This is a genomic window from Paractinoplanes rishiriensis (genome assembly GCF_016862375.1).
GTDB classification, from domain to species: domain Bacteria; phylum Actinomycetota; class Actinomycetes; order Mycobacteriales; family Micromonosporaceae; genus Actinoplanes; species Actinoplanes rishiriensis.
This window is the reverse complement of sequence record NZ_BOMV01000105.1, coordinates 36124-61895: the sequence shown is the minus strand read 5'-3', so window position 1 is coordinate 61895 and position 25772 is coordinate 36124. Positions and strand designations below refer to the sequence as shown.

Annotated in this window: 18 protein-coding genes; 6 read left to right on the top strand and 12 right to left on the bottom strand. The window is 70.5% G+C overall.

All coding sequences use genetic code 11. The features are described from left to right. Positions 1-1553 precede the first annotated feature (1553 nt). Genes Ari01nite_RS44780 through Ari01nite_RS44765 form a run of 4 tightly spaced genes read right to left on the bottom strand, consistent with a single transcriptional unit; the run spans position 1554 to position 6168 of the window. A complete protein-coding gene (locus Ari01nite_RS44780) occupies positions 1554-2687 on the bottom strand; it encodes a Gfo/Idh/MocA family protein (protein ID WP_203790310.1) in 1134 nt (377 codons plus the stop codon). Continuing rightward, positions 2684-3250 (bottom strand): hypothetical protein, encoded by a 567-nt coding sequence (locus Ari01nite_RS44775; protein WP_203790308.1) that lies wholly within the window; start codon positions 3248-3250, stop codon positions 2684-2686. The genes Ari01nite_RS44780 and Ari01nite_RS44775 overlap by 4 nt, the downstream gene beginning before the upstream one ends. Before the next feature lie 45 nt (positions 3251-3295). Next, positions 3296-4189 carry an NAD-dependent epimerase/dehydratase family protein gene (locus Ari01nite_RS44770; RefSeq protein WP_203790306.1) on the bottom strand — a complete coding sequence of 298 codons (894 nt, stop codon included), beginning with the start codon at positions 4187-4189 and terminating at the stop codon, positions 3296-3298. Positions 4190-4203: 14 nt separating this feature from the next. Continuing rightward, positions 4204-6168 carry a glycosyl hydrolase family 28-related protein gene (locus Ari01nite_RS44765; RefSeq protein ID WP_203790304.1) on the bottom strand — a complete coding sequence of 655 codons (1965 nt, stop codon included), beginning with the start codon at positions 6166-6168 and terminating at the stop codon, positions 4204-4206. A gap of 103 nt (positions 6169-6271) precedes the next feature. Here Ari01nite_RS44765 and Ari01nite_RS44760 point away from each other — a divergent pair, with 103 nt between their 5' ends. Together Ari01nite_RS44760 and Ari01nite_RS44755 are read left to right on the top strand one after the other, a co-directional pair. Beyond that, positions 6272-7492: an EAL and HDOD domain-containing protein gene (locus tag Ari01nite_RS44760; protein WP_239163553.1), complete on the top strand. Its 1221-nt coding sequence runs from the start codon at positions 6272-6274 to the stop codon at positions 7490-7492. Between the two features lie 97 nt (positions 7493-7589). Beyond that, positions 7590-10955 carry a fibronectin type III domain-containing protein gene (locus tag Ari01nite_RS44755; RefSeq protein WP_203790302.1) on the top strand — a complete coding sequence of 1122 codons (3366 nt, stop codon included), beginning with the start codon at positions 7590-7592 and terminating at the stop codon, positions 10953-10955. Here Ari01nite_RS44755 and Ari01nite_RS51160 read toward each other — a convergent pair. The 3 genes from Ari01nite_RS51160 to Ari01nite_RS44740 all read right to left on the bottom strand — a co-directional run bounded on the left by Ari01nite_RS51160 (position 10921) and on the right by Ari01nite_RS44740 (position 13563). Further along, positions 10921-12141, bottom strand: coding sequence for an RNA polymerase sigma factor (locus tag Ari01nite_RS51160; protein ID WP_203790300.1), 1221 nt, complete (start codon positions 12139-12141; stop codon positions 10921-10923). The genes Ari01nite_RS44755 and Ari01nite_RS51160 overlap by 35 nt on opposite strands. 1 nt (position 12142) lies before the next feature. After that, complete coding sequence (locus tag Ari01nite_RS44745; RefSeq protein WP_203790321.1) at positions 12143-12472, bottom strand: YciI family protein; 330 nt, start codon at positions 12470-12472, stop codon at positions 12143-12145. Positions 12473-12552: 80 nt separating this feature from the next. After that, on the bottom strand, positions 12553-13563 hold the full coding sequence (locus Ari01nite_RS44740; RefSeq protein ID WP_203790298.1) for a LacI family DNA-binding transcriptional regulator: 1011 nt from the start codon (positions 13561-13563) through the stop codon (positions 12553-12555). Between the two features lie 72 nt (positions 13564-13635). Here Ari01nite_RS44740 and Ari01nite_RS44735 point away from each other — a divergent pair, with 72 nt between their 5' ends. After that, the gene (locus Ari01nite_RS44735) at positions 13636-14781 is read left to right on the top strand and encodes a phytanoyl-CoA dioxygenase family protein (protein ID WP_203790296.1); all 1146 of its coding nucleotides are present in this window, start codon (positions 13636-13638) and stop codon (positions 14779-14781) included. Positions 14782-14830: 49 nt separating this feature from the next. Next, the gene (locus Ari01nite_RS44730; RefSeq protein WP_203790294.1) at positions 14831-17722 is read left to right on the top strand and encodes a glycoside hydrolase family 3 protein; all 2892 of its coding nucleotides are present in this window, start codon (positions 14831-14833) and stop codon (positions 17720-17722) included. 66 nt (positions 17723-17788) lie between these two features. Here the strand turns inward: Ari01nite_RS44730 and Ari01nite_RS44725 are convergent, their stop codons facing one another. Then, positions 17789-18703: a hypothetical protein gene (locus Ari01nite_RS44725; RefSeq protein WP_203790293.1), complete on the bottom strand. Its 915-nt coding sequence runs from the start codon at positions 18701-18703 to the stop codon at positions 17789-17791. 178 nt (positions 18704-18881) lie between these two features. Here Ari01nite_RS44725 and ahcY point away from each other — a divergent pair, with 178 nt between their 5' ends. Beyond that, entirely contained in the window at positions 18882-20342 is a 1461-nt protein-coding gene (gene ahcY, locus Ari01nite_RS44720; RefSeq protein ID WP_203790291.1) for an adenosylhomocysteinase, read from the top strand. On the opposite strand, the gene Ari01nite_RS44715 is transcribed toward ahcY, so the two are convergent. Then, positions 20330-20728, bottom strand: a complete 399-nt coding sequence (locus Ari01nite_RS44715; protein ID WP_203790289.1) for a SpoIIE family protein phosphatase — start codon at positions 20726-20728, stop codon at positions 20330-20332. The genes ahcY and Ari01nite_RS44715 overlap by 13 nt on opposite strands. A gap of 232 nt (positions 20729-20960) precedes the next feature. Here Ari01nite_RS44715 and Ari01nite_RS44710 point away from each other — a divergent pair, with 232 nt between their 5' ends. Next, positions 20961-22571, top strand: coding sequence for a Na+/H+ antiporter (locus Ari01nite_RS44710; RefSeq protein ID WP_203790287.1), 1611 nt, complete (start codon positions 20961-20963; stop codon positions 22569-22571). 113 nt (positions 22572-22684) lie between these two features. On the opposite strand, the gene Ari01nite_RS44705 is transcribed toward Ari01nite_RS44710, so the two are convergent. From Ari01nite_RS44705 to Ari01nite_RS44695, 3 genes are read right to left on the bottom strand one after another with little or no spacing between them, the layout of a single operon-like run. Continuing rightward, the gene (locus tag Ari01nite_RS44705; RefSeq protein WP_203790285.1) at positions 22685-24259 is read right to left on the bottom strand and encodes an ABC transporter permease; all 1575 of its coding nucleotides are present in this window, start codon (positions 24257-24259) and stop codon (positions 22685-22687) included. Continuing rightward, a complete protein-coding gene (locus Ari01nite_RS44700; protein WP_203790283.1) occupies positions 24256-25149 on the bottom strand; it encodes an ABC transporter ATP-binding protein in 894 nt (297 codons plus the stop codon). Before Ari01nite_RS44700 ends, Ari01nite_RS44705 begins: the two co-directional genes overlap by 4 nt. After that, complete coding sequence (locus tag Ari01nite_RS44695) at positions 25146-25757, bottom strand: TetR/AcrR family transcriptional regulator (protein WP_203790281.1); 612 nt, start codon at positions 25755-25757, stop codon at positions 25146-25148. The genes Ari01nite_RS44700 and Ari01nite_RS44695 overlap by 4 nt, the downstream gene beginning before the upstream one ends. Between the last annotated feature and the right edge of the window lie 15 nt (positions 25758-25772).

Genomic DNA, 25772 nt, shown 5'->3' with positions numbered 1-25772 from the left:
CAAGCTTGGAGGTGGGCCGTCGGCCCTGGTCCCTGGTGGTGTCGGCCGGCACGGGCGCGACGAAGCCCGGCTCGTGCTGGTCGAATACGTCGAAAACGGTGAGAGGTAGTGACTCCGCGCTCGGGGAAGCGGGAGCCGGGGATGGCCGCTGGAGCGGCGGCCGGTCAGCAGTGGTTCGCGGTACGCAGGGTCGCTGCGATGCCGCCGGCCCCAGGCCTCGGTTGCCTCGTTCCCCGCCGCCGGCAGGGACAACGGAACAAGCGCCGCACCGCCCCTGCCAACCCGGTCGGATTGGAGCGAGGCGATGGGCCTGGGATCCGACCGGGCGGTCGCCGTTGGCCCGGTCGGTGTGGCGCGATGAAGTTGGGCAACCGACTGACCCGTCGCCGCCAGCCCCGGTCAGGCATGAGGCGACAAGCCCTGGCATCCCACCGGCCCGTCGCCGCCAGCCCCGGTCGGGCGTGAGGCGACAAGCCCTGGCATCCCACCGGCCCGTCGCCGCCAGCCCCGGTCAGGCGTGAAGCGACAAGCCCTGCCATCCCACCGGCCCGTCGCCGCCAGCCCCGGTCAGGCATGAGGCGACAACCCCTTGAATCCCACCGGCCCGTCGGCGCCTGCCCCGGTTAGGCATGCGACGAGAGGGCCCGGGAATGACGAGGAGGCCGGGGAATCCAGTAGCCCGTCGCCCCCGGGCCCGGATGCCAAGGGACGACAGGCTAGGGATCCCATCGGCTCGGCGCCGCCAGCCCGGAGTGGCGTGGAGCGACGAGCCGAAGGTCCCGCCGGCCCGTCGCCGCCAGCCCGGTCAGCGGGGAGCGACAGGTCAGGAGACCCAGGTGGTCCGGCGCCGCCAGCCCAGGCGGAGTCGGAGCCTCGGGAACCGGAGCCCTACCGCCCATCGCCGCCTTTGGCCCGGTCGGCGCGGAGGCGATGAGAGTGGGGTCCGGGGTCGGTTGGTGGTGGTGGTGGTGGACGGGCTACCTCTATGGATTCCTGCCGGCTGGGTGCCTTGCCCTCAGCCCGCGGCGACCGGCGCGGAGGTAAGGGCAGAGCCTGGTCGGTGCCAGCCGGCCGGTGTGGTCGGCCCCTGGTCAGGAGGCCTTCTATGGGGTGGTGATGGCTGGCCGGGCCACCACACCGGGCGGCCCGCTCGGGTTCGGGCCGCCCGGTACCGCCGTGGACGTCGGCGGTATGTGGAGGGTTGGCGGAGCCGGGAGGCGTGGTGGACTTCGCCTCCCGGCCCGGGGACGGGCGGGCTGGATCGGATCGGCGTTGGGGGATGGGGATCAGATCATGCCGATGCCCGCTGGTCAGGGTGGCGCGGTACGGGACGGGAGTGGCAGCCGCGTGGGGGTGCACATGAACATCAGAACCTCCGATGCGGTGCGGACCCGGACCGGGGGAGCGGCCCACTCGAGTACATAGGTAAGCGCTTTCCTGACCCGCACCGTATCGACTTGTTTCAATTGAGTCAAGAAGTCGTTGCGACACGAACGGCACGGGAGCGGGCACCCTGTGATATTGACACAGCTCGATGCATCCTGTGTCGTTTCCTAGGCAGGCAAAGTAATCCAGGCACCGGTCTCGGCGGACCGGGCAATGCCGTCCAGGACCTCGGCACACCGGATGGCGTCGGCCAGCGTAGCGCCCTGGGGAGTGCCGGTGGCGATCGAGCGCAGGAAGCGGTGCGCCTCGATCACCTTGAGGTCGTCGTAGCCCATCGGGATGCCGGCACCCGGCTGGAAGGCGCCGAACTCGCCGTCCGGCGGACCGGTGAACCGGGTCCGCACGGGTTCGTCCTGGTAGGACTCGCCGGCGGCCACCGCGAGTTCGCCCATGCGCCGGAAGTCCCAGCCGATCGCGCCTCGGGTCCCATGGATTTCGAAGCCGTACGCATTCTGCTCGGCCACCGCCACCCGGCTCGCCTCCAGCGTGACCCGCGCGCCGGACGACATCCGCAGCAGGGCGCCGAGGTAGTCCTCGTTCTGCACCGGGCCGGGCGCACCGCTCCCCCGCTGGTGGCCGGCCGTCGCCGCGGTCGGGCGCGGGCGCTCGGCGATGAACACCGCGGTGTCGGCGACCAGGGCGTCGATCTCGCCGAGCAGATAGCGGATCAGATCGACGCCGTGCGAACCAAGGTCACCGAGTACGCCGTTCCCGCCGCGCTCCCGCTCGAAGCGCCACGACAGGGCACCGAGCGGATGGGCCGCGTAGTCGCTGAGGAAGCGGAATCTGGCATGAGTGATGTTTCCGATTTGTCCAGCCAGCAGGAGCTCGCGCGCCTTCTCGACCGCGGGCGCGTTCCGGTAGTTGAAGCCGACGGCCACCTGAACGTCGCCGACGATCGCACGGGCATCGGCGGCCGACAGACCGACCGGCTTCTCGATCCAGATGTGCTGCCCGGCCGCGGCGAAGGCGGCCCCGACCTCGCGGTGCAGGAAGTTCGGCACGGTGATGCTGACGGCCTGGATGCGCGGGTCGCCGACCAGATCACGCCAGTCCTCGGTGGCGGCCGTGAAGCCGTAGCGCCCGGCCGCCTCCCGCGCCCGCCCCGGCACGTCGTCAGCCACCGCCACCAGCAAGACCCGGGGCGCGTCCGGATAGTGGTGCGGCACCCGCGCATAGGCCTGCGTGTGCACCCGGCCCATCCAGCCGAACCCGACGACCCCCACCCCGAGCGCCGTCATGAGGCGGGCTGCCAGACCGTGGCCCGGACCGTCCAGCCGGCGTTCACGTCGCCGGTGGCACCCTCGACGACCAGCAACGCCACCCGGCCGGCCGGCGTCCGGACACAGACCCGTTTGCCGCTGTCCATCGTCACGTTGTCGGCGGAGTGGGTGGTGACCCGCTCGTCGCAGGCGTCCGGGGTGGCGGGCTGACCGGCGGGCAGTGCGGCGATCGCGGCCCCACCGGCCGGCGAGATCATCGGGCCACCGGAGATCACGTGGAACGCCCCCGTGCCCCGCACCGGCTGGTCGGAGTCGAGCAGGACGCCGGTGGTGTCCAGGACGAACTCCCGGCTCCAGACCTCGCGCCAGCCACCGGCCGCGGGTGCGGACGAGGCGGCGGTCGCCGGTTGCACGGCGGGCGGCTTGGTGGTGGCGGCGGGCGTGGCTCTGGGTGCGTCGCCGAACTGATTGGCAATGAACGTGGACAACCCGACGACGGCCGTGATCAGCGCAGCAAGACCGCCGAGAACCGCGGCGATCGTGCTCCAGTTGCGCCCAGGTGGACGCGCCCGATCGGTCACGGTGACTATCTTGTCACTGCAGGTTGCCCCATGGGGGGCCGCGACTCAGCGCGGGTGGGCGGCCAGGAACGACGCCACGTACTCGTCCAGGCTTCGCTGGGGGTGCCAGCCCAGTTCACCCGCGCGCGTCGTGTCGGCCTGACCGCGCACGCGCTCGCCGCGCAACGCGGGCTTCAGCACGTACGGCGTCTGGAAAAGCCTGGCCACCTCGATGATGGGCCATTCCCGCCCGGTCCCCAGCAGGTAGCCGTCGCCCTTGCCCTTCTGGGCGGTCAGCACGATGCCGCGGACGATGTCGTCGATGTGGGTGAAGTCGCGGGTCTGGGTGCCGGGGGACACCACCGGCAACGGCTCGCCGCGCAGGTAGTGGTCCTCGAAGATGCCGATCACCGTGGCGTAGCGGCCGCTGGTGATCTGGCCGGGGCCGTAGACGTTGTAGAAGTACGTGATCGCGTAGTCGAGGCCGTACCAGGACGAGTAGTTGCGGATGTACTCGATGTTCTTGGCCTTGGTCCAGGCGTACGGATTGAGGTTTTCGTCCTGTCCGTCGTTGCCGAACTTGGAGCTGGAGCCCGCGTAGATCAGCTTGGCACCGCTGGCCGACGCGAACTTCACCACCTCCTTGGTGCCGTGCAGGTTGAACTCCCAGGTCAGGTCGTGGTCGTCGAAGGACTGCACGATCCGGGAGTATTCGCCGAGGTGGAACACGATCTCGGGGCTGGGCAGGCCGCGGTCGGCCCAGATCTTGGCGAGGTCGGAGGTGGCGCCGTCGAGGTAGGTCACCCGGGGGTCGTTGACGTGGTTTTCCGGCCGGCCGGTGAAGTAGTTGTCGAGCGACACGATCGCCGCGCCGGGGAAGTCCGTGAGCAGGGCCTTGATGAGGGCGGTTCCGACAAATCCGGCGCCGCCGGTCACCAACAGGGTTTGGCTCTCGAACATCCGGCCAGGCTAACTCACCAGATCGCGGGGGGCGGCGGCGGCACGACCGGGGGCCGGTCGTCGCAGGTGATGGTGTTGGGCAGCATCCACGGGGCCAGCCAACCGCCGTCGTTGCCGCCCCGGTCGGTGACCGCGAACTCCGAGCCGGCCGGCGTGAAGTGGAACGTCCCGCAGTTGTTCACCCCGACCGCGCCGACGTTGCGGGCGTCGACGTTCTCGAACGTGGCGCCGCCGGCCACCCGGGCGCTCAGCACGCTCGTTCCGGCGCCGTCCACCCGTACATCCTTGAAATTGACGTTGGTTATCGCATAGAGATCCTTCACCGGCCAGTCGGCCACCAGCATGATCGCGTTGTACGTGTTGTCCAGGAAGTGATCGCCGACCACCTGAATGTCCGCGTCGATGTTCCGGTCCAGCGCGTAGAACCAGATCGCGCCGAGGCCGATGTTCCAGTTCAGCTCGTACGTGCCGGCGCGCACGGTGGTGTTGTCGGTGATCCGCAGCTGGCCGGCGAACGGTTCGGCGCCGAACCGGGAGCCGGCGTGGATGCCGCTGCCCTCACGGATCGGGTCGGCCACCAGGTTGCGGGACACCGTGATGTCCGTGCCGCCGTAGATCGCGATGCCGTTGGCCAGCGTCGGCGTCTGAATCGTGTTGCGGTCGAACGTGTTGCGCGCGTTGGCCGTCTTCTCCGACCACATGGCCAACGCGTCGTCCCCGGTGTTGCGGATGAGGTTGTTGCGGACCAGCGAGTCGGTGACCCCGGTGTGGAAGTTCAGGCCGTCGGCGATCTGGTCGACGATGATGTTGCCGGTCACCCGCACGTTCGACATCGGACCGTCGAACCACAGCCCGACCTTGGTGTGGTGCAGGTAGAGACCGTCGATCGTGGAGTCGCTCAGCGCGCCGCCGATCGCGTTCACCTGGTCGGTGTCGATCCGCTCGCGGACGTCGCCCTCGATCGCGAACCCGGCCAGATGCACGTTGCGGCTGCCGCCCTCGGCCGCGGACCTGCCGTAGAAGCCCACGCCGGTGTGCACCGAGCCGTCCGGCGCCGGGGCCGGCAGGGCAACCTCGCGGCCCTTGATGACCGTGTACCAGTTGCCGGCGCCCACGATCGTCACCTCATCCACGATCAAATGCCGATTGACCTGGTACGTGCCGGGCGGCGCGTACACCTTGAGCCGGGCCTTGCGGGCGAACGCGATGGCCTTCTCGAAGGCGGCGACCGAGTCCCGCCGGCCGGTCGGGTCGGCGCCGAACAGCAGCACGTTGGCCGCCAGCAGTTCGACGTGCGGCGGGCCGACCAGTTCGGAGTCGAGCAGGTCGATCACGGTCCAGGCCGCGCCCGCCGACGCGGTGAGCCGCACCCTGTCCCCGGCCCGCAGCGTGCGCCCGAGCCGGAGGCGCTGCTCGTCATAGAAGTGGCCGGGCCGGAACGGCTTGGTCAGCACCGGAGCCGGCGTGGTCGCGGCCGGCACGCAGGCACACTCGGTGATCCACCAGTCCGGGTGCAGCAGGTCGGCATGTGGGTCGTTGGTGAACGGGTACTGGTTGTAGAGCCAGGAGTACTGCGAGGTCAACATCATGGTCCGGGTCACCGGTCCGGCCTCGACGGCCAGCGGCGCAGTGATCCCGCCGCCGGTCGGCGCGTCCGGGATGCTGTAGCGCACCGTGATGGCGTTGGCGGCGCGCGGGAGCGTGAACTCGACCCACTGCCCCGGCGTGAGCCGGACCGCCGCGCGACCCGACGCCTCGGCCGGCAGCGTGTAGGCGGTGCGGTCCGGTCCGATCACCGTCCCGTTCGTGGCCGCGGTCTCGGCCTCCTGCTCGACGAAGGGCACGGTCGCCCCGCGCCCGGCCACCAGGGCGGGGTCCAGCGCGGCGCGAGTGCCTTGGGCTTTTTGGGCGTACGCGGGAGCAGCCGGGACACCGAGCAGGCCGGCCACCAGCACGAGGGGGATCAATTTCCGCACCATCGCGTGACCATAGCCGCAGTCGCCCTTTTTCGTAAACCTGTTCTCTTCTTGCAATCCTTTGCTTTTTCATCAGGTCACCGCCGGGGTGGCCGATAGCAGCAACGTGACATCCTCGGCGCCTGCGGACGGCACCCAGCTTGTGCACGTCGGTCGGCAGCCGATCTTCGACGTGCAGGGCAGCGTGGTGGCCTACGAGCTGCTCTTCCGCGGCAGCATTGACGCGGTGGCGGCAGGCCGCCAGGACACGTACGCGACCAGCAGCGTCATGATCAACGCGTTCACCGAGTTCGGCATCCGCGAGGTGGCCGGCGACCGGCTCTGTTTCATCAACCTCACCCGGGAGTTCCTCACCGGCGCGCTGGCCCTGCCGTTCGGCCCGGAACAGGTCGTGCTCGAGGTACTGGAGACCGTCGAGATCGACGACGAGGTGATCGAAGGCATCACCAAGCTGGTCGACGCCGGTTACCGGATCGCCCTCGACGACTTCGTCTGGGGTTCCGGCCACGAGCGGCTGTTCGGCCTGGCCGCGTACGTGAAACTGGATCTGCTCGACGGCGACGTGTCCCACCTCGACGAGGTGGTCGCGGCCTGCCGGGAGTACCCGAACATCAAGATCGTGGCGGAGCGGTTGGAGACCGGCGACCAACTCGCCCTCGCCGAGAAGTACGCCATGGAGCTGCGCCAGGGGTACGTGCTCAGCCACCCCCAGGTGCTGACGGTGGCCAGCCTGTCCCCGTCCCGGCTGCGCCGGCTCGAACTGGTGTCCGCCCTCAGCGCCGAGGAACCCGACCTGCAGCGCATCGTCACCATCATCGGCAGCGACCCGCCGCTCTCCCTGCGGGTGCTGCGGGCCAGCAACTCGGTCGCGGCCGGTCACGCCAACCGGGTCTCGTCGGTGCGTCAGGCGGTGGTCATGGTCGGTCTGCCGCACATCCGGCAGTGGGCGCTGCTGATGGCCCTCGAAGACGTCAGCGGCACCACCGAGGAGCACATGCTCGGCGTACTCACCCGGGCCCGGCTCTGCGAGAACATCGCCACCTGGTTCGGCGCGGCACCGGACACCGCTTTCATGGCCGGCGTGATCAGCGGCGTCGGCGAACTGCTGTCGGTGCCGCCGGCCGCGATGGTCGAGCAGTTCCCGCTGGCGCCCGCGATCGTCGCCGCCCTCACCGAGGGAACCGGCAAGCTCGGCCGGGTGTTGCGCGCGGTGGACGCGTACGAGAACGGCGAATTCGGCTCTTTCGATCTGGCCGGCCAATACATGGACGCGGTCCGCTGGTCGACCCGCGCCCTGGACTTCTCCACCCGCTTCGCCGCCGCCTAGGCTCGGCCGGCTTCCGTTGTTTCCCCGCTGATGCCCCTTTCGTCGCCATAACGTGAATGGCGGCTTCGACCGGACATCACGGTGGGGATTGCGGAAAATGGTCAGAACGATTCCGCGGCGCGGTTGTGCCGTGCTGCTGGTCCTGCTGGTGAACGTCCTGGTGGGGCTGGTGGGAGCGACGCCGGCCGCGGCGCAGACCCGGACCGTGGACACCGACTTCGCGGTCTACACGGTCCACGGGGGCAGTCTCAGCCGCTTCACCCCCGGCGCCGGCCGGGTCGAGGACATTCCCGTCACCGCGGCGACGGCGGTTGCCGTGTCCCGGGACGGCTCGGCCTACGTCGCGGCGAAGCTCGGCGACGACCAGGGCGTCCTGAAGATCAATTCCGACCGTACGCTCGGCGACTCGCTCGTCGTCGGCCCGCTGGCCGTGGACGACATCGCGGTGGACGACTTCCACACCGTCTACGCGGTCTCCGCCACCGAGCGGCGGCTGGTGATGCGTCCCGAAGCGATGCCGGCGGAAGATCTTCCGATCACGCCGGGCCTCACGCCGTCCTCGGTCGCGGCCAGCGTGACGGGCGACGCCGTCTACTTCGCGGACCGGGCGACTCGAACCGTCTACCAGTACCTGCCCGAAGCGTCGGTGCCGGTGATGCAGGACGTGGTCGCGAACGACCTCGCGGTGGACCGGTCCGGCGTCCTGTACGTCGCGGACAACGAGTCCGGACGGGCCTACGCCGTCATTCCGGGCGAGGATCCGCAGCCCGTCACCCGGGCCTACGACGAGGGCCCGGTCGCGCTGGCGGCGGCCGACAGCGGCGAACTGCTCGTCGCCTTCCCCAGCGGCAACGTCCATGTCCGGGTGGACGACGAAGACCTGGGACCGAACGAGCTCAACTTCGACGGTCCGATCACCTCGCTCGCCGCCCGGACCGTGCCTAAGCCGCCCGCCTGGGTCACGGCCGTGGCCGGCGACGGAAAAGCCACCGTCAGCTGGGAGGCGGTCGAGAGCAACGACGGCGCGCCGGTGGTCCGCTACGTCGCGGAGGCGTTCCGGAACACCGATGACGAACCCGTCCCGACCGGGCTCCTTTGCCGGACGACGACCGAGACCAGCTGCGAGATCGACGGGCTGGAGAACGGCGTCGCGTACCGCATCGGGGTGCGGGCGGCCAACACCGAGGTAGCCGACGACACCGGGCTCTCGGGCGCCGGATGGGCCGAGGACGTCCGGCCGTACACGCCACCGGATGCGCCGACCGGGCTCCAGGCGGCGCCCGGGAACGAGGCCGCGACGCTGACGTTCACGCCGGGCGACAACAACGGTGCCACCGTCGCCGGCTGGGAGATCTCGACCGACGGCGAAAACTGGCGGTTGGTCGACGCGGTCCGGCTCGACTCCGGCCAGTACGAGGTCGCGGTCACCGGGCTGATCAACGAAACGCCGAACACGGTGTCGCTCCGCGCGGTCACCGACCAGGTGGTCGACGGCACCAGCGTGGTCGGCGACGCGGCCGGCACGAGCGTCACGCCGGACCCCGATCTGCCCGGCGCACCCGGTCCGCTGGACCTGCGGCCCGAGGACCGCTCGGCGTTTCTGATCTTCACGGCACCCGGCCGGACCGGCGGATCGGACATTGCCGGCTATCAGGTGAGCATCGCGGGCGGCCCGTGGCGCGATCTCGACGTCGCCGACCGGGAGGGCAGCCTGACGGCGACGCTCGAAGGGCTGAGCAACGACGGGGAGGTGTCGGTTCGGGTCCGGGCGCAGAACGGCACCGGGTACGGGGTCTACGCGCACGATTCGGTCACCCCGACGCAGTTCCCGCCGGGTCAGCTGCGCATCGCCCGGCTGTGGTCCGGCAACGGCGCGATCCGGATCGACTTCACCGAGGCGGCCGATGCCACCGCCTACGAGCTGCAGCTGGACGAGGGGCCGTGGGAACCGAAGGTGCCCGAGCCGGTGGACGGCTTCCTGAGCATCCGGCTGACGGACGTGGCCAACGGCAGGTACCTGCTCCGGCTCCGCGCGGTCAACGAATCCGGCCCCGTGGGCATGGTGGAGGTGCCGACCGTGGTCGCGGACCCGCCCTCGGCGCCGAGCGAGTTCACGGCCACCGCCGGGGACGGGTCGGCGCGGCTGGACTTCGCACCGTCGGACGACGGCGGCGACCCGGACAACCTGCAGTACCAGGCCAGCATCGACGAGGGCGCGACGTGGCTCGCCGTGGACACCACGCCGGGCGAGGACGGCAAGCTCACGGCCACCCTCGCCGACCTGGAGAACGATCAGGAGGTCGAGATCTGGTTGTGGGCGGCCAACAGCGCCGGAGCGGGCGATTTCGTCACCGCGACGGTGACGCCGACCGCGACGGTCCCGACGTCACCGCCCACCACGACACCCGCCACCACGCCCCCCACCACCACGCCCCCGACGACGGCGCCGACCACGACGCCTGCGACCACGACGCCCGCGACCACGACCCCGACCACGACCCCGCCACCGACCACCGCGCCGCCAGCCACCACCCCGCCGCCAGCCACCACCCCGCCGGTCACCACGGCACCGACGACGACACCGCCGACCTCGACCGCTCCGACCTCGACCGCTCCGACCACAGCGCCGACGACGACGCCACCCACCACTGCGCCGACGACCTCACCCACCACTCCCGTGACCAGATCGCCCACCACCGCGCCGACGACACCGCCCACGACGGCGGCGCCGATGCCGAGCCCGACCGTGTCCCCCACGCCGGGACCGGTGGTGCCGGGCGCACCCACCGGCGTCTCCGCCAGCGCCGGCCTGGCCTCGATCACCGTCTCGTGGAACCCGCCCGCGGCCAACGGCGCGGTCATCACCGGCTACCGCGCGACGGCCTCCCCCGGCGGCGCGAGCTGCTTCACCACCGGCGCCACGAGTTGCGTGGTGGGCGGGGCGGCCGGCACGTCGTACACGATCAGCGTGGTGGCCCTCTCCGCCGCCGGCACCTCGCCGGCCTCGGCCTCCTCGAACGCCGCGGTGCCCACCGAACTGACCGTGCCCACCACACCGCCGGACACCAGCGAGCCGCTCGTCACCCCGGACGGCCCGATCACCTCGGCGGCACCGGGCGGGACGCTGACCATGTCCGGCAGTGGCTACGCGCCGTTCTCCGAGGTCACCCTCGCCGTCTATTCGGAGCCGCGGGTCCTGGGCACCGTCACGGCCGACGAGAACGGCGCGTTCGAGACGGAGATCCAGGTGCCGGACGGGCTGAGCCTCGGCAAGCACTCGTTCGTGGCGGCCGGCGTCGACAAGAACGGCAACTTCCGGGCGCTGCGGCTCGACCTGACCGTCGCCGAAACCGTCGACGACAACGCGTCTCTCCCGGTGACCGGCCCGGCGACGCTCTGGATGATCGTCGCCGGCTTCGCCGCAGTGATCACCGGCGCGGCCCTGCGCCGGGTCCGCCCGTGACCGCCTCGGCGGCCCGGGTGAGCAACGCCCGACGTTCCACCTCGGACGGTGCCTCGGCCGCCGCCGCCCGGAACAACTCGGCCGCCCGGAACGCGTCCCCGGACCGCAGCGTCAGGTCCGCCTCGACCGCGATCGCCGCCGGGTACCCGTCCAGCGCCCCGCCCGACCGCGCCGCCGCCAGCAGCGCCAATCCCTCCGCCGGACCGAAGGCGTAGCCGTGCGCCACCGCCCGGTTCAACGCGACCACCGGCGACGGCTGGATCCGGACCAGCTCGTCATACCAGCCGGCGATCGACAACCAGTCCGTGTCGTCGCCCGCCGCATGGCAGGCCGCGATCCGGGCCTGTAACGCGTACGGGCCCTGCACCGGCGTGCGCAACAGGATCTCCAAGCCCTCGGCGATGGCCGCCCGGTCCCACTTCGAGCGGTCCTGCCGGTCGAGCGTGACCAGGTCGCCGTTGGCGTCGCGGCGGGCCCGGCGGCGGGAGTGTTGCAGCAGGCAGAGCGCCAGCAGCGACGCCACCTCCGACTCGCCGGGCATCAGCGCCGCCAGCAACCGGGTCAGCCGGATGGCCTCGTCGGCGAACGCGGGCTCGCCGTCCGCGTCGTACCCCCTGGTGAAGAGTAGGTAGAGGACGGCCAGGACCCCCGGCAGGCGCTCGGCGAGCGCCTCACCGGTGGGTACCCGGTACGGGATGCGGGCGTCGGCGATCTTGGATTTGGCCCGGGTGATGCGGCGCGTCATGGCCGACTCGGTGACCAGGAACGCGCGGGCGATGTCCGCGGTCGGCACTCCCCCGATGGTGCGCAGGGTCAGGGCGACCCGTGCTTCGAGTGCCAGCGCGGGATGGCAGCAGGTGAAGATGAGCCGGAGCCGGTCGTCCTCGATCTCGGGGCCGGGCGGCGGTGGGTCGGCGTTCCAGAGCATGGCGACCTCCTGGAGTTTCCGGTTCTCCACGGCGGCGCGGCGCAGGACGTCGACGGCCCGGTTCCGGGCGACCGTGAGCAGCCAGCCGCCCGGATTGTCGGGTACGCCGTCGCGCGGCCAGCGTTCCAGCGCGGCCGCCATCGCCTCCTGGGCACAGTCCTCGGCCAGCGTCCAGTCGCCGGTCACCCGGATCAGGGTGGCGACGATCCGCCCGTACGAGTCCCAGCCGGCGGCGATGGCGGAAGCGACGGAGGACAACTCAGAGGTCCGCGTACGGGCGCAGTTCGAGCCGGCCCAGATGTGCCATCGGGTGCGCGGCGGCCACCGCGATCGCCTCGTCCAGGTCGGCGCACTCCAGGATGTCGAAGCCCACGATCACCTCCTTGGTCTCGGCGAACGGGCCGTCAGTGAGCAGCACCTCGCCGCCGCGGACCCGGATCGTGGTGGCGGCCGACGGTGCGGCCAGCACGTTGCCGGTGATGCGGCGGCCGGCTGCGTCGTTCTCGGCGACCCAGGCGTGGATGTCGGGCACCCGGGACTCGTCGGTCTCCGGCTCGGTGTCGTCGCAGACGAACATCAGGTACTTCATCGTTCTCATCTCCCTGAAGGTTGACTTCACCAGGGTGACGAACGGCCCGAGCGGATCCGGACAACACCGCGAAGAAAATCTCAGAACTCGACCGGCGGGGTGTTGAACGGCGTGATCACCTGGATCGCGGCCGGGTTGGAGCGGATCGGGCCGGCCAGCACGCCCTGCGCCTGCATGATGGCCAGGCCCGCGCGGCGCAGGTCGGCGCGCAGATCGTGGTGCAACACCGCAGACAAGGCATGGGTACGCAGCAGCGCCGTGTTTTCCGCATCGAGGTCGTGCGCCACGAAAACGTCGTATTTGCGGTGCTCGGCGGCGAACGCGTCGACCACCGCGGCGTTCCCACCGGCGCCGGCGTACAGCGAGTAGACGGCCCGGACCGAGGGGTTGTCGGCGAGCACGGCACGCACCCGGGCGTGCACCGCGTCGGCCCGGTCCTCCTCGTCGACGACCACGTGCAGCCGGCGGTACGGGTTGCGGGCCGACATCTCGGCGCGGAAGCCGGCCTCCCGCTCGTCCTCACCCCGGTACGCCCCGTCTCCGCGCACCACCAGGACGTCGCCGGCCCGGTCGGCCAGCCACTGCTCGACCAGGTAGGCCGCGGTGGCGCCGGCGTCCGCGTTGTCGATGCCCACGTACGCCACCCGCTTGCTCGACGGCAGGTCGGTGACCAGGGTGACCACCGGAATGTTCAGTTTGCCCACGGCGTCGGCAACCTCCGGCCGGTCCGGCGCCTTGAGGATCAGGCCGTGCGAGCGGGACCGCCCGATCCGGGGAAGCGTCGACACCGGATCGGCGGCATGGAACCGGAACCTGATCACCGCGGGCCGCAGGTCGGGCAAAGCCGCCTCGGCCGCCGCCTTGACCGCGACCGCGAACCGGGGCGGTGCCTGCACCACGACGTCGATCATGAAGGTGTGCCCGCCGAGGCGGACCTGGGACTGCTGCCGGTCCAGGTCGGCGATGGCCTCGTGCACTTCGCGGGCCGTGCTGTCCCGGACCCCGCCCCGCTGGTGCAGCACGCGATCCACGGTGGCTTCGCTGAGGCCGGCCTGAGCGGCGATCTCTCGAATCCGGTAGGGGTGCTTCACGCGTACAGGATGAGGGGTTTTTGAGGTTTTATGGAAGGTCTTTGATGTTTCTTAGCACCTTAGCGTGACGCCATGACTACCTGGTTCACCCCCGACGACTGCCGGCTGACGGATTTCCGGGCGCTCGTCGAACAGACCACCGACCCCGCCGACTACCCGCTCGCCGCCCGGATCGAGCGTAACGTCCCGATCTACGAAACCGTGGCCGACACCGTCGAGATGCGCACCGAACTGGCCCGCGCGCTGCTCGACGGCCCCGGCATCGTGGTGTTCCCGCACGCGTTCGAATCCTCGATCGTGGACCGGGCGACCGCCGTGTTCCGCGACCTGATCGAGGAGCAGAAGGCCGCCGGCCTCGCCGCCGGCGACCATTTCGCCAAGCCGGGTGCGAACGACCGGGTCTGGGGCGCGTTGGACAAATTTGCCGTACGGGATCCCGACGCGTTCGCGGCCTACTACGCCAACGAGACCCTGGCCGTGATCGCCGACGCCTGGCTGGGCGCCGGATATCAGGTCACCTCGCAGGTCAACGTGGTGAACCCGGGCGGGACCGCACAGGTCGCCCATCGCGACTACCACCTCGGGTTCATGTCGCAGGAGCAGGCGCGGCGCTATCCGGCGCACGTGCACGCGCTGTCGCCGGTGCTCACCCTGCAGGGCGCGGTGGCGCACGTGGACATGCCGGTGGAGACCGGCCCGACCCTCTACCTGCCGCACTCGCAGAAGTACCCGGCCGGCTACGTCGCGTTCCACCAGCCCGAGTTCAGCGCGTACTTCGAGAAGAACTACGTGCAGTTGCCGCTGCGCAAGGGCGATGCCGCGTTCTTCAACCCGGCGCTCTTCCACGGCGCCGGCACCAACCGGTCGGCCGGCGTGCGACGGATGGCCAACCTGCTGCAGGTCTCGTCGGCGTTCGGCCGGGCCATGGAGTCGGTCGACCGGACCGCGATGTGCCGGGCCCTCTATCCGGTGCTGCGATCGTTCGAGGGTCCGGTGGCTAACGTGGTGGCGGCCAGCGCCGAGGGCTACGCGTTCCCCACCAATCTCGACCGGGACCAGCCGATCGGCGGACTCGCCCCGGAGACCCAGGCCGGGCTGATGCTGCGCGCACTGGCCGAGAAGTGGGAGGAAGCGGAATTCGCCGCCGAGCTACGGGCCCAGCAGGTCCGGCGCTCAGGTACCGTGAGCGCACCACCATCAATCGAACCGCTTCGATGATTCTGCCCATCTGAGCAGGCGGTTCGGCAACATCCGATGCGGAGTCGTCATGCGAAGGCGTTCCCTGGCCGCGCTCGCGGTCGCCCTGCTGGCCGTGCCGGCCGTCCCCGCCGTCGCGCACGCCGAGGCGTACCCGTATCAGGATCCGCAGTTGCCCTTGCCGACCCGGATCGATGACCTGGTCGCACGGCTCACGCTGGACGAGAAGATCTCGCTGCTGCACCAGTACCAGCCGGCCATCCCGCGGCTCGGCCTCAACCTGTTCAAGACCGGCACCGAGGCGCTGCACGGCGTGGCGTGGTCCAACAACTACGACGCCGGCGGCGCCGTGGTGATGGCCGACGGCACGTCATTTCCGCAGGCCGTGGGCATGGCCAGCACCTGGGACCCGGACCTGATCCGGCGGGTCGGCTCGGCGGTCGGCGACGAGGCCCGCGGATTCCACGCCCGGAACCCGCGGGTGTTCGGCCTCAACCTGTGGGCGCCGGTGGTCAACCCGCTGCGCGATCCGCGGTGGGGACGCAACGAGGAGGGCTACTCCGAGGACCCGCACCTGACCGGCGCGATGGCGACCGCGTACGGGCTGGGGCTGCAGGGTGACGACCCGGACCACCTCAAGACGGCGCCGACGCTGAAGCACTATGCGGCGTACAACAATGAGGCCTCGCGCGACACCACCTCGTCGAACGTGCCGCCGCGGGTGCTGGCCGAGTACGAGCAGAAGGTGTTCCGCACCCCGCTGGAGGCGAACGCGGCCACCGGCATCATGGCGTCCTACAACCTGATCAACGGACGACCGGCCACCGTGGACCCGGCCATCGGCGCGGCCCGGGCCTGGACCGACTACCCGCTGCTCAACGTCACCGACGCGTGGGCGCCGAACAACCTGATCGGCTCGCAGCGCTACTTCAGCACGCTGGCCGAGGCGAACGCCGCGACGATCAAGGCGGGCCTGTCCAGCTTCACCGTCGACGACGCCAACCCCAGCAAGACGGTGACCGCGATCCGGACGGCGCTCACCCAGGGACAACTGACCGAACAAGAGATCAACACCGCAGTCGGGAACGCGTTGAGCATCCGTTTCCGGCTCGGCGAGTTCGACCCGGACGGCGGCCCGCACGCCGGCATCGGCGCCGACGTGATCGACAGCCCCGCCCACCGGCAACTCGCGCGCGAGACGGCCGGGCAGGCGATGGTGCTGCTCAAGAACGCCGGCAACGCGTTGCCGCTGGCGCCGGGCGGGCGGGTCGCCGTGGTCGGGCCGCTGGCCGACACCCTGTACAGCGACTGGTACGGCGGGAAACTGCCGTACCAGGTGACCGCGGTCGACGGGATCACGGAGCGGGCCGCGTCGGTGTCGGCGTCGGAGGCCGCGGACCGGCTCGCGCTGCACGCCAACGGCCGGTATCTGACCGCGACCACGGACACGGTCACCGCCACGGGCACCACGGCCACGGCCGCGGCGCAGTTCGACGTGGTCGACTGGGGCGACGGCGTGGTCACGTTGCGCAACGTCGGGAACGGCAAATATCTGGGCTACGCTGGCGGCCGGTTCACCGCTCGCGACGATCAACCCCAGGGCTGGAACGTGCAGCAGCAGTTCAAGCTGGAGGTGGTCACCGGCGGTCACGTGCTGCGCTACGTCGGTTACGACACCACCGCCAACTCGAACCAGTACGTGACGGTGAGCAGCAACGGCCAGCTCACCCTGAGCTCCCGGACCAACGCCACGGTGCTCACCCGCGAGCTCCTGCGCAGCGGCGTCGACGAGGCGGTGGCCGCGGCGCGATCCGCAGACACCGCGGTCGTGGTGGTCGGCACCAACCCGGTGATCAACGGCCGGGAGCTCCGCGACCGTGCCTCGACGGCCCTGGGCGCCGGCCAGGAAGCCCTGGTCCGGGCGGTGCTGGCGGCCAACCCGCGCACGGTCGTGGTGTTGCAGACCAGTTACCCCCAGACGATCAACTGGCTGCAGCAGAACGTGCCGGCCATCGTCTGGACCACACATGCCGGCGCCGAGACCGGCCACGCGATCGCCGACGTCCTCTACGGCACCCGCAACCCCGGCGGCCGACTCACCCAGACCTGGCCCAACGCGGACAGCCAACTGCCGCCGAACCTGAACAACTACGACATCATCACGTCCGGCCAGACCTACCTCTACTCGCAGCAGACCCCGCTCTACCCGTTCGGGCACGGCCTGTCCTACACGTCGTTCCAGTACGGGACGCCGCAGGTCAGCCCGGACGCGGTCACGCTGACGGTCACCAACACCGGCACCCGCGACGGCGACGAGGTGGTCCAGCTCTACACCCACCAGCGCACGTCCCGCGACGTCACGGCGGTCAAGCAGTTGCGCGCCTTCCAGCGCGTACACCTGAAAGCCGGAGCCTCCACCTCCGTGAGCCTGCCGCTGCGCGACGCCGACCTGGCCCGCTGGGACCAGACCCGCGCCAGGTGGGTGGTCGAGACATCCGAGTACGACATCCTGCTCGGCGCCTCCGCAGCCGACATCCGCCAGCGCACGTCCAGGTCGGTAACCGGCGAAACCATCCCGCCCCGAGACCTCAAGCTCGAAACAAGAGCAGAAACCTTCGACGCGTACGCCCCAGCGGTGCGCCTGGCCGACGAAGCGAAGTCTGCCGGCACAGTCGTCAGCGCAGTCACGGCGGGTGATTGGGTCGCCTACCGGGACGCCCAGCTGAGTGACGTCAGCGCCGTCACCGTCCGTGCCTCCAAGGCAACATCGGGCGCGGGCACCATCGAGGTTCGTCTGGGCTCCCCGACGGGCCAGCTGCTCGGCACCGCCCAGGTGGCGTCGACCGGAAACGCCTACACCTACGCCACCACCTCAGCGACGCTGACCCGAACCACCGGCCGCCACGACGTCTACCTGGTCCTGAGTCCCGGCCTGCGGCTGGCCACCTTCGCCCTGCGGTGACCCGCACCCGGCCTCCGCACCACCTACTCCTCGACAAATACGACTTACCGGATTGTCGGGCGAGCGTCAGGCAGAGGTGCCGCGCGCCCGCGTCTCGATGTCGTCGAGCATGGCGCCGATCCGGCGATGTTCGGTCTGGATCGCGGCGAGGATCAGGTGGCGCTGAGTGGCCGGCATCTCGGGCTGGTCGAGCAACTGATCGAGTTCGTCGCCGAGGCGGGCCAGCGGCTCCCGCAGCTGTTCGCCCACCTCCGCGGCGAAACGTTCGGTGGCCGCGGGCTCGGAAGCCGTGGCCGGCCGGCCCGACACCCCGTTGCCGGTATCGGTCGCGGGCAGCTCTATCCGGGGCAGCAGAACCGTGGCATCCTCCGCGCCGACCGGACCCTTCCAGGTCTCCGGGCTTGCCGGGTTTATGGGACGGTCCCCCGAGCTGGCCGCGGAACCTCCGACCAGCCGCGCGAGCGGGCGCAGGATCAGGTCACCGGCGAGCCAGGTGCCGGCGGCGGCAACCAGGGCGGCGAGCAGGACGAGGAGGTTAATTGTCATGACATTTCCGGAATGCTCGTCCTCGACGTCGGTCAAGCTCATCAAAATCTGCATCTGCGCGCCGGTCTTCAGCGTCTCGGCCCACGAGCGCCAGTGCGAACCGTCCGCGGCGGTGACCGTGGAGTAGCCGTCCTTGACCGGTGTGGAGAACTGGGTCTTGGCACCCGCCTCCGCCCGCACGCCGGTCGCGTCCAGGAGGCGTACCGCATAGGTGCCGTCGGTGGGCAGCGAGCCGGACTTAGCCGCCGCCGAGCGGACCTGCGCCGCTCGCGTCGCGAGCGCGCGGTCGACGTCGGCGCGGTTGCTGTCGCTCGCGCGCATCACCAGGATCAGGCCGGACAGCGCGACCACGAGGGCGACGACCGCGGTGACCGCGAAGGTGAGCTGAATGCGGATGGTGCGTGGGCTAAATGCCCTGGTTGGCGCCTCGGGCACGTCCCTACCCTGCCAGTCGAATCACATCGGGCGGCTAAGAATCCCAGGCTCACGGTAAGGTGTAAAGGCCCGGCCGAGAGGCGCTGCAACGGACCTTCCTCCTATGGGGTGTCCGCCACGCTCGGCCGCCGGCTTGCTGACTGCAAGGGCGCCTCCTGAGAGGGAGGGAGCCCTCCGTATGTCCGAAAAACTCCAGGTCATCAACGGTCTGGAATTCGCGGTCGCAGACCTCACGCTGGCCGAGGCGGGCCGTCACCAGCTGCGCCTCGCCGAGCACGAGATGCCCGGCCTGATGTCACTGCGCACCGAGCTCGGTGACTCGCAGCCGCTGCGCGGAGCCCGCATCGCCGGCTCGCTGCACATGACCGTGCAGACCGGGGTGTTGATCGAGACGCTGGTTGCGCTCGGCGCTCAGGTTCGCTGGGTGTCCTGCAACATCTTCTCCACCCAGGACGAGGCGGCCGCCGCGGTCGTGGTCGGGCCCAACGGCACGCTCGAGCAGCCGCAGGGTGTCCCGGTTTTCGCCTGGAAGGGCGAGACGCTGGAGGAGTACTGGTGGGCCACCATGCGCCTGTTCGACTTCGGTGACGGCCAAGGCCCCAACATGATCCTCGACGACGGCGGTGACGCCACCCTGCTGGTGCACAAGGGCGTCGAGTTCGAGGGCGCCGGCGCGGTGCCGCAGGCCACCGACGAGGACAACCACGAGTACCGGGTGATCCTCGAGGCCCTGCGCGCGAGCCTGGCCGACGACCCGCAGCGGTTCACCCGGATCGCCGCCGACATCCGCGGCGTCACCGAGGAGACCACCACCGGCGTGGCCCGCCTCTACAAGCTCGCCAAGGAGGGCACCCTGCTCTTCCCGGCGATCAACGTGAACGACGCGGTCACCAAGAGCAAGTTCGACAACAAGTACGGCATCCGGCACTCGCTGGTCGACGGCCTCAACCGGGCCACCGACGTGATGCTGGGCGGCAAGCTGGCCGTGGTCTGCGGCTACGGCGACGTCGGCAAGGGCTCCGCCGAGACGCTGCGCGGCCAGGGTGCCCGCGTCGTGGTCACCGAGATCGACCCGATCTGCGCGCTCCAGGCGGCCATGGACGGCATGCAGGTGGTCCGCATCGAGGACGTCATCGGTGAGGCGGACATCTTCATCACCACCACCGGTGGCACCGACATCATCACGGTCGAGCACCTGTCCGCGATGAAGCACAACGCCATCGTCGGCAACGTCGGCCACTTCGACGACGAGATCGACATGGCCGGCCTCGGCAAGGTCGCCGGCATCGAAAAGATCGAGATCAAGCCGCAGGTGCACGAGTGGCGCTTCCCGGACGGGCACTCGGTGATCGTGCTGTCCGAGGGCCGGCTGATGAACCTGGGCAACGCCACCGGCCACCCCAGCTTCGTCATGTCGAACTCGTTCACCAACCAGGTGATGGCCCAGATCGAGCTGTGGACCAAGCCGGGCGAGTACGCCAAGCAGGTCTACGTGCTGCCCAAGCACCTCGACGAGAAGGTCGCGCGGTTGCACCTCGACGCGCTCGGCGTACGACTGACCACCCTCACCAAGAAGCAGGCGGAGTACCTCGGCGTCGACGTCGACGGTCCGTACAAGCCTGAGCACTACCGGTACTGACGCGCCACCCGGCCGGCCGTGCCCCGTGGCACGGCCGGCCACTCAAGGTCACAACGGGCGCCATGCATCTCACGATCAGCGCCTCCCGCGACGACGGCGTCGTGGTGGTCCGCCCCGGTGGGCGAGCCCGAACGGCCGCCGCACCGCCCGCCCGGCCCGCAGCTGCTCGGGTGCCGGATGCCCGGCGTGACGTACCGCAACTCGCCGGTCTCCAGGTTCGGGTCGGCCAGCACACCGGTGACGAAGCGGACATCGGGGAACGTCTCGCCGATTGCCGCGTCGGCCGCCCGGGTCATCTCGGTCAGGCCGCCGCCGTCGCGCCGGGCGCCCCGGGTCGCCGCCGGGGTGGCACTGCTGGTCGGCGCCGCTCCCAGCCCGCGGCCCATGCGTCCAGCACGGCCAGGTAGGCGCGTGGTGACCGTGCTGAAGGCGCGCCCGGCCAGCGGTTTGATCCGCTTGGCCCGGCCCGCATGAAAAGCGACCGGCTAGCGGGGTGGGACGGCATCCATCGGCCCCGGGGCTCGAGCAGGTCAGCGACCGCTCCCGGCCAGCCCTCGATGTCCACGATCATTCGCATCCCCCGCCACGAGGGCATCAAACGTTCGAAAGAATGGACCGGTGAGCGTCGAGGAAAACCTGCTGTTCGTCCTGTGCGCGGTCGCGGTGATCGTCGCCATCCGGACGTTGTCGCATAAAACCGGGCTGCCCTCGGCCGCCCTGCTCACCATCATCGGGATCGTGTACGCCGAGCTTCCCGGCGAAAATGTCGGGCTCGAGCCGGAACTGGTGCTGACCCTGGTCATCCCGCCGCTGCTCTACAACGCGGCGCTCGACTCCTCACTGCTCGACATCCGCCGCAACCTGCGCACCGTGATCAGCCTGTCGGTGCTGCTGGTGCTGGCCACCGCGATGCTGGTGGGTCTCGGCTTCAGCCTGTGGGTCACCGGCGCCACGCTGGCCGCCGGTGTCGCGCTGGGTGCGGCGATCGCCCCGCCCGACCCGGTGGCGGCCCTGGCCGTCGGGCGGCGGGCCGGGCTGCCCGGCAACCTGATCACGCTGATCCAGGGCGAGGGGTTGCTGAACGACGCGACCGCGCTGACGATCCTGACCGTCGCGGTGGCCGCCATCGACGGCGACGGCTTCTCGTTCCCCGGCGCCACCCTGCAGTTCCTCATTTCGGCGGCGGGCGGCGTGGTGGCCGGCGTCCTGGTCGCGTACGTGGTCCGGGCCCTGCGCCACCTGCGCAACGATCCCATCAGCTCGAACACCATCTCGCTGATCACCCCGTTCGCCGCCTACCTGCTCGGCGAGTCGGTGCACGTCTCCGGCGTGCTGGCCGTGGTGATCGCCGGCCTGATCGTCGGCCACGACGCACCCCGCTACGCCTCGGCGGCCGGCCGGCTGCAGACCAGCGCGGTGTGGCGGCTGGTCGACTTCATCCTCGAGGGCATGGTCTTCCTGCTGATCGGCCAGCAGTTGCCCGAGGTGGTCGACAGCCTGCACGATTACTCCCCCGGAACGATCGGCATCGCGGTGGCCATCTCGGTCGGCGTGGTGCTGCTGTTGCGCCCGCTCTGGCTGGTGCTCACGCAGCTGCTGCCCCGGCGGCTGCACATGCGCCTGGGCGGCGAGGGCGCCGGCCGCGAGGAGGCGCTCAACAGCAGGGAGGTGGTGGCGCTCAGCTGGGCCGGGACCCGCGGCGTGATCACGCTGGCCGCCATCTTCACCCTGAAGGACAACGTCCCCGACCGCGACCTGCTGCAGTTCTGCGCGTTCATCGTGGTGCTGGTGACCCTGCTGGGCCAGGGCCTGACCTTCGCGCCGCTGGTGCGCCGCCTGGGCCTGCGGGCCAACAAGGCCGACCTGGCCCGGGAACGCAACGAGGCCCGCTCGGCCTCCGTGCAGGCCGCCCTGGACCGCCTCGACGAGATCCGGCAGGAACAGCACGACAACGTCGAGGACCAGGCCATCGAAACCATGCGCCGCCAGCTGGAGATCCGCCTGGAGCGCTACCGCCGCCGCCTGGACCTGCTAGAACAGGCCGAGTCCGACGAGATTCCCCAGTCACCGCAGTACGAGGCCGCCCTGCACGTACGCCACCAGGTGATCGAGGCCCAGCGCGAGGAACTACTCCGCTGGCGCGACGCCGGCAGCCTGACCGACGAGGGCCTACGCATCCTGGAACGCGAACTCGACCACGAGGAACGCCTCCTCCCCGACCGGAATTGACCCGCGCTGCGCCGCAGCGTCCGGCCCCGGCGGTGCGAGGCGGCGCCGCGCGGGGAGCTATCGACGTTGGGCGGCGCCGGCGGCGGATGGCCCGCCGGCCGGCGCCGGCTCCGTCAGTCGGGGACGTTGCGGTGGCGTAGGCCGGTCAAGCCCACCGCGCCCAGCAGCACCGCCACGCCGGTCAGGGTGATCAGCGGGGCCGGGGTCAGGTCGCCGCCCGGCATGTGCGGGATGTGGGTGAACGGGGAGATGTCCAGCAGCCACTGGTCGAGTTGGAGGGTCTGGCCTACCAGCAGGACCAGCACGCACAGGGCCGGCGCCGCCCAGGCGACCGCGGACCAGCGCGGCAGCAGGCCGAACAGCAGGACCGCCACGCCGGCCAGGACCCAGACCGCGGGGAGCTGGATCATGGTGCCGGCCAGGATCGCGCCCGGGTCGCCGCCCCGGTAGGCCAGGTCGGCCACCAGGCCCTCGGCGAACAGGGCCAGTGCCGGGCCCAGCAGTGAGAACAACAGGTGGCTGGCGGCCCAGGTGCCGCGGGAGGCGGCCGTGCTCAGCACCGCCTCGGCGTGGCCGGTGGTTTCCTCGTCGCGCAGGCGCAGGGTGGCCTGGATGGCGTAGCAGGCGGCGATCAGGCCGACCATGCCGGCGGTGCCGGCGAAGAAGCTGTCCACCAGATCGGTGGAGCCGCCCAGGTTGGCGAAGATGTCGCTCAGGCCCTTGTTGTCTTTGGCGATGTCGAGGACGCTGCCGCCCACGCCACCGAAGATCAGGCCGAGAAGGCCGAGGCCCACGGTCCAGCCGAGCAGCAGGCCGCGGTGCAGGCGCCAGGCCAGGGCCAGCGGGGTGCGCAGGGTTGCGGCCGCGGTGGATCGGCCGAGGCGGGACGCGACCAGGCCGTCGCCAAGGTCGCGGTGCCGGCGCAGGATCACCGCCACCGCCACCGCGGCGGCGCTGAACAGGACCGAGAGGATCACCGGCCACCAGTTGACGGCGGCGAACGGGAAGATGCGGGTCACCCAGCCGAGCGGGGAGATCCAGGACAGCCAGGAGAGGCTGCCGTCGCTCAGGGCCGAGATGTCGCCGCCGACGCGCAGCGCGTACGAGGCGCCCAGGATCACGATGGCGATCGCCCGGGCACTGCGGGCGCTGCTGGTGAGCTGGGCCGTGATGGCCGCGACCGCCGCGAAGATCCAGCCGCTGACCGCGAACTCGGCGCCGAACGCCAGCGAACCGGCCACCGAACCCTGGTCGAGGGTCACCGCGAACGTCACCAGGCCGAGCAGCAGGCTCGCGGCGGCCGTCGTGATCAGCGCAGCGGCCAGCTGTGCCTGCCGGCCCACCACGGTCGCGCCGAGCAGTTCGGAGCGGCCGGCCTCCTCGTCGACCCGGGTGTGCCGGACGACGGTGAGCAGGGCACACAGGCCGATCATCACGGGCACGAAGCCGGCCCGCCAGTTGGCCAGCACCGCGAACGAGTCGCCGCGCAGCAGGCCGTACAGCGCCACGAAGCCGGCGTTGTCGGCGCTGACCTGTGCGTACGTGATGCGTTCGGCATCGGTCGGAAAGAGGCCCTCGAACGAGGCGAGGTACGCCGCCGGGAGCAGGCCGAACAGCAGCACCCAGATCGGCAGGATGAAGCGGTCGCGGCGCAGGATGAGCCGGATCAGTTTGCCGGTGCCGGTCATCGTTCGGTCCTCTGGTATTGCCGCAGGAACAGCTCCTCGAGCGACGGCGGCTGGCTGACCAGGCTGCGCACGCCGACCTTCACCAGCGCCTGCAGGGCCGGTTCGAGCGCATCGGTGTCGACGTCGAAGCGGACCAGGCCGTTGTCGGTGCGCAGGTCGTGCACGCCCGCCATGGTGGCGAGCCCGTCCGGCGGACCGGCCAGTTCGGCCTGGATGGACGTACGCGTGAGGTGGCGCATCTCGGCCAGGGTGCCCGTCTCGACCGTACGGCCATCTCTGATGATTGTCAGACGGTCGCAGAGCTTCTCCACCTCGGCGAGGATGTGACTGGAGAGCAGGACGGTCCGGTCGCCGCGCCGCTTCTCCTGGAGGATCACGTCGCGGAAGACCTCCTCCATCAGCGGGTCGAGGCCGCTGGTCGGCTCGTCGAGGATCAGCAGCTCCACATCGGACGCGAGTGCCGCGACCAGCGCGACCTTCTGCCGGTTGCCCTTCGAGTAGGTGCGGCCCTTCTTGCGCGGGTCGAGTTCGAAGCGCTCCAGCAACTCGGCGCGCCGTTTCGGGTCGAGGCCACCGCGCAGCCGGCCGAGCAGGTCGATCACCTCGCCGCCGGTCAGGTTGGGCCAGAGGGTGACGTCGCCCGGCACGTACGCGAGACGCCGGTGCAGCTCGGTGGCCTGCGCCCACGGATCGCCGCCGAGCAGGCCGACCCGGCCGCCGTCGTGACGCATCAGGCCGAGCAGGATGCGGATGGCGGTGGTCTTGCCGGCGCCGTTGGGCCCCAGGAAACCGTGTACCTCGCCGGTCCGGACCCGCAGGTCTAGCCCGTCCAGGGCGGTGACCTTACCGAACCGTTTGATCAGTCCCTCGGCATCGATGGCCTCGGTCATGGCTGCTCCTCGGGGGTGTGCACGCGGTCCAATGCCTGCAGCATCAGCTCGGCGTGCTCGGGGGTGACCAGCAGTTGCGAAAAGATCTCGACGGACGCCTTGAGCATCCGCACCCAACCCTCCGGCTCGCCGGTGTCGACGCCGAGGACTCGGGACAGCTGGTCGCGCATGGTGAAAAGCGACAACTTCATGACGCTGAGGACCGCGACGAACGCGCGCGGGTCCTGGACCTTGAGGTCGGTGCCGGCGAGCCACTGCTCCCCGAAATCGATCAGGCGGTCGAACAGCGCCGCACCGGTGGGTGAGCCGTCCATCAGGGACCGGATCATGTAGCGCTGCCAGAGCAGGATCTCGGGCGAGATGTGGTCGAACACCTGGAGCGTGGCGAACCGGGCACTGATCCCGGTCAGCTGACCCAGAACCCACTCGTCGCAGGCGTCGCGCAGCCCCTCCTTGGACCCGAAGTGGTGGCGCAGCAAACCGGACGAAACGCTTGCCGCCTGCGCGATGTCGCGGATCGTCGCACCCTCGATGCCCCGATCGGCGAAGAGGGTGATCGCGGCCTCCCGGATCCGGGCTCGTGCGGTCAGGTCGCTCTGACTACTCACGTGTGTAGCGTACTG

Coding starts and splice junctions, on each gene's coding strand:
- Ari01nite_RS44730 (WP_203790294.1), top strand. CDS start 14,831: ATGCGAAGGCGTTCCCTGGCCGCGCTCGCGGTCGCCCTGCTGGCCGTG.
- Ari01nite_RS44780 (WP_203790310.1), bottom strand. CDS start 2,687: ATGACGGCGCTCGGGGTGGGGGTCGTCGGGTTCGGCTGGATGGGCCGG.
- Ari01nite_RS44745 (WP_203790321.1), bottom strand. CDS start 12,472: ATGAAGTACCTGATGTTCGTCTGCGACGACACCGAGCCGGAGACCGAC.
- Ari01nite_RS44700 (WP_203790283.1), bottom strand. CDS start 25,149: ATGACCGAGGCCATCGATGCCGAGGGACTGATCAAACGGTTCGGTAAG.
- ahcY (WP_203790291.1), top strand. CDS start 18,882: ATGTCCGAAAAACTCCAGGTCATCAACGGTCTGGAATTCGCGGTCGCA.
- Ari01nite_RS44735 (WP_203790296.1), top strand. CDS start 13,636: ATGACTACCTGGTTCACCCCCGACGACTGCCGGCTGACGGATTTCCGG.
- Ari01nite_RS44705 (WP_203790285.1), bottom strand. CDS start 24,259: ATGACCGGCACCGGCAAACTGATCCGGCTCATCCTGCGCCGCGACCGC.
- Ari01nite_RS44765 (WP_203790304.1), bottom strand. CDS start 6,168: ATGGTGCGGAAATTGATCCCCCTCGTGCTGGTGGCCGGCCTGCTCGGT.
- Ari01nite_RS44770 (WP_203790306.1), bottom strand. CDS start 4,189: ATGTTCGAGAGCCAAACCCTGTTGGTGACCGGCGGCGCCGGATTTGTC.
- Ari01nite_RS44755 (WP_203790302.1), top strand. CDS start 7,590: ATGGTCAGAACGATTCCGCGGCGCGGTTGTGCCGTGCTGCTGGTCCTG.
- Ari01nite_RS44715 (WP_203790289.1), bottom strand. CDS start 20,728: ATGGGCCGCGGGCTGGGAGCGGCGCCGACCAGCAGTGCCACCCCGGCG.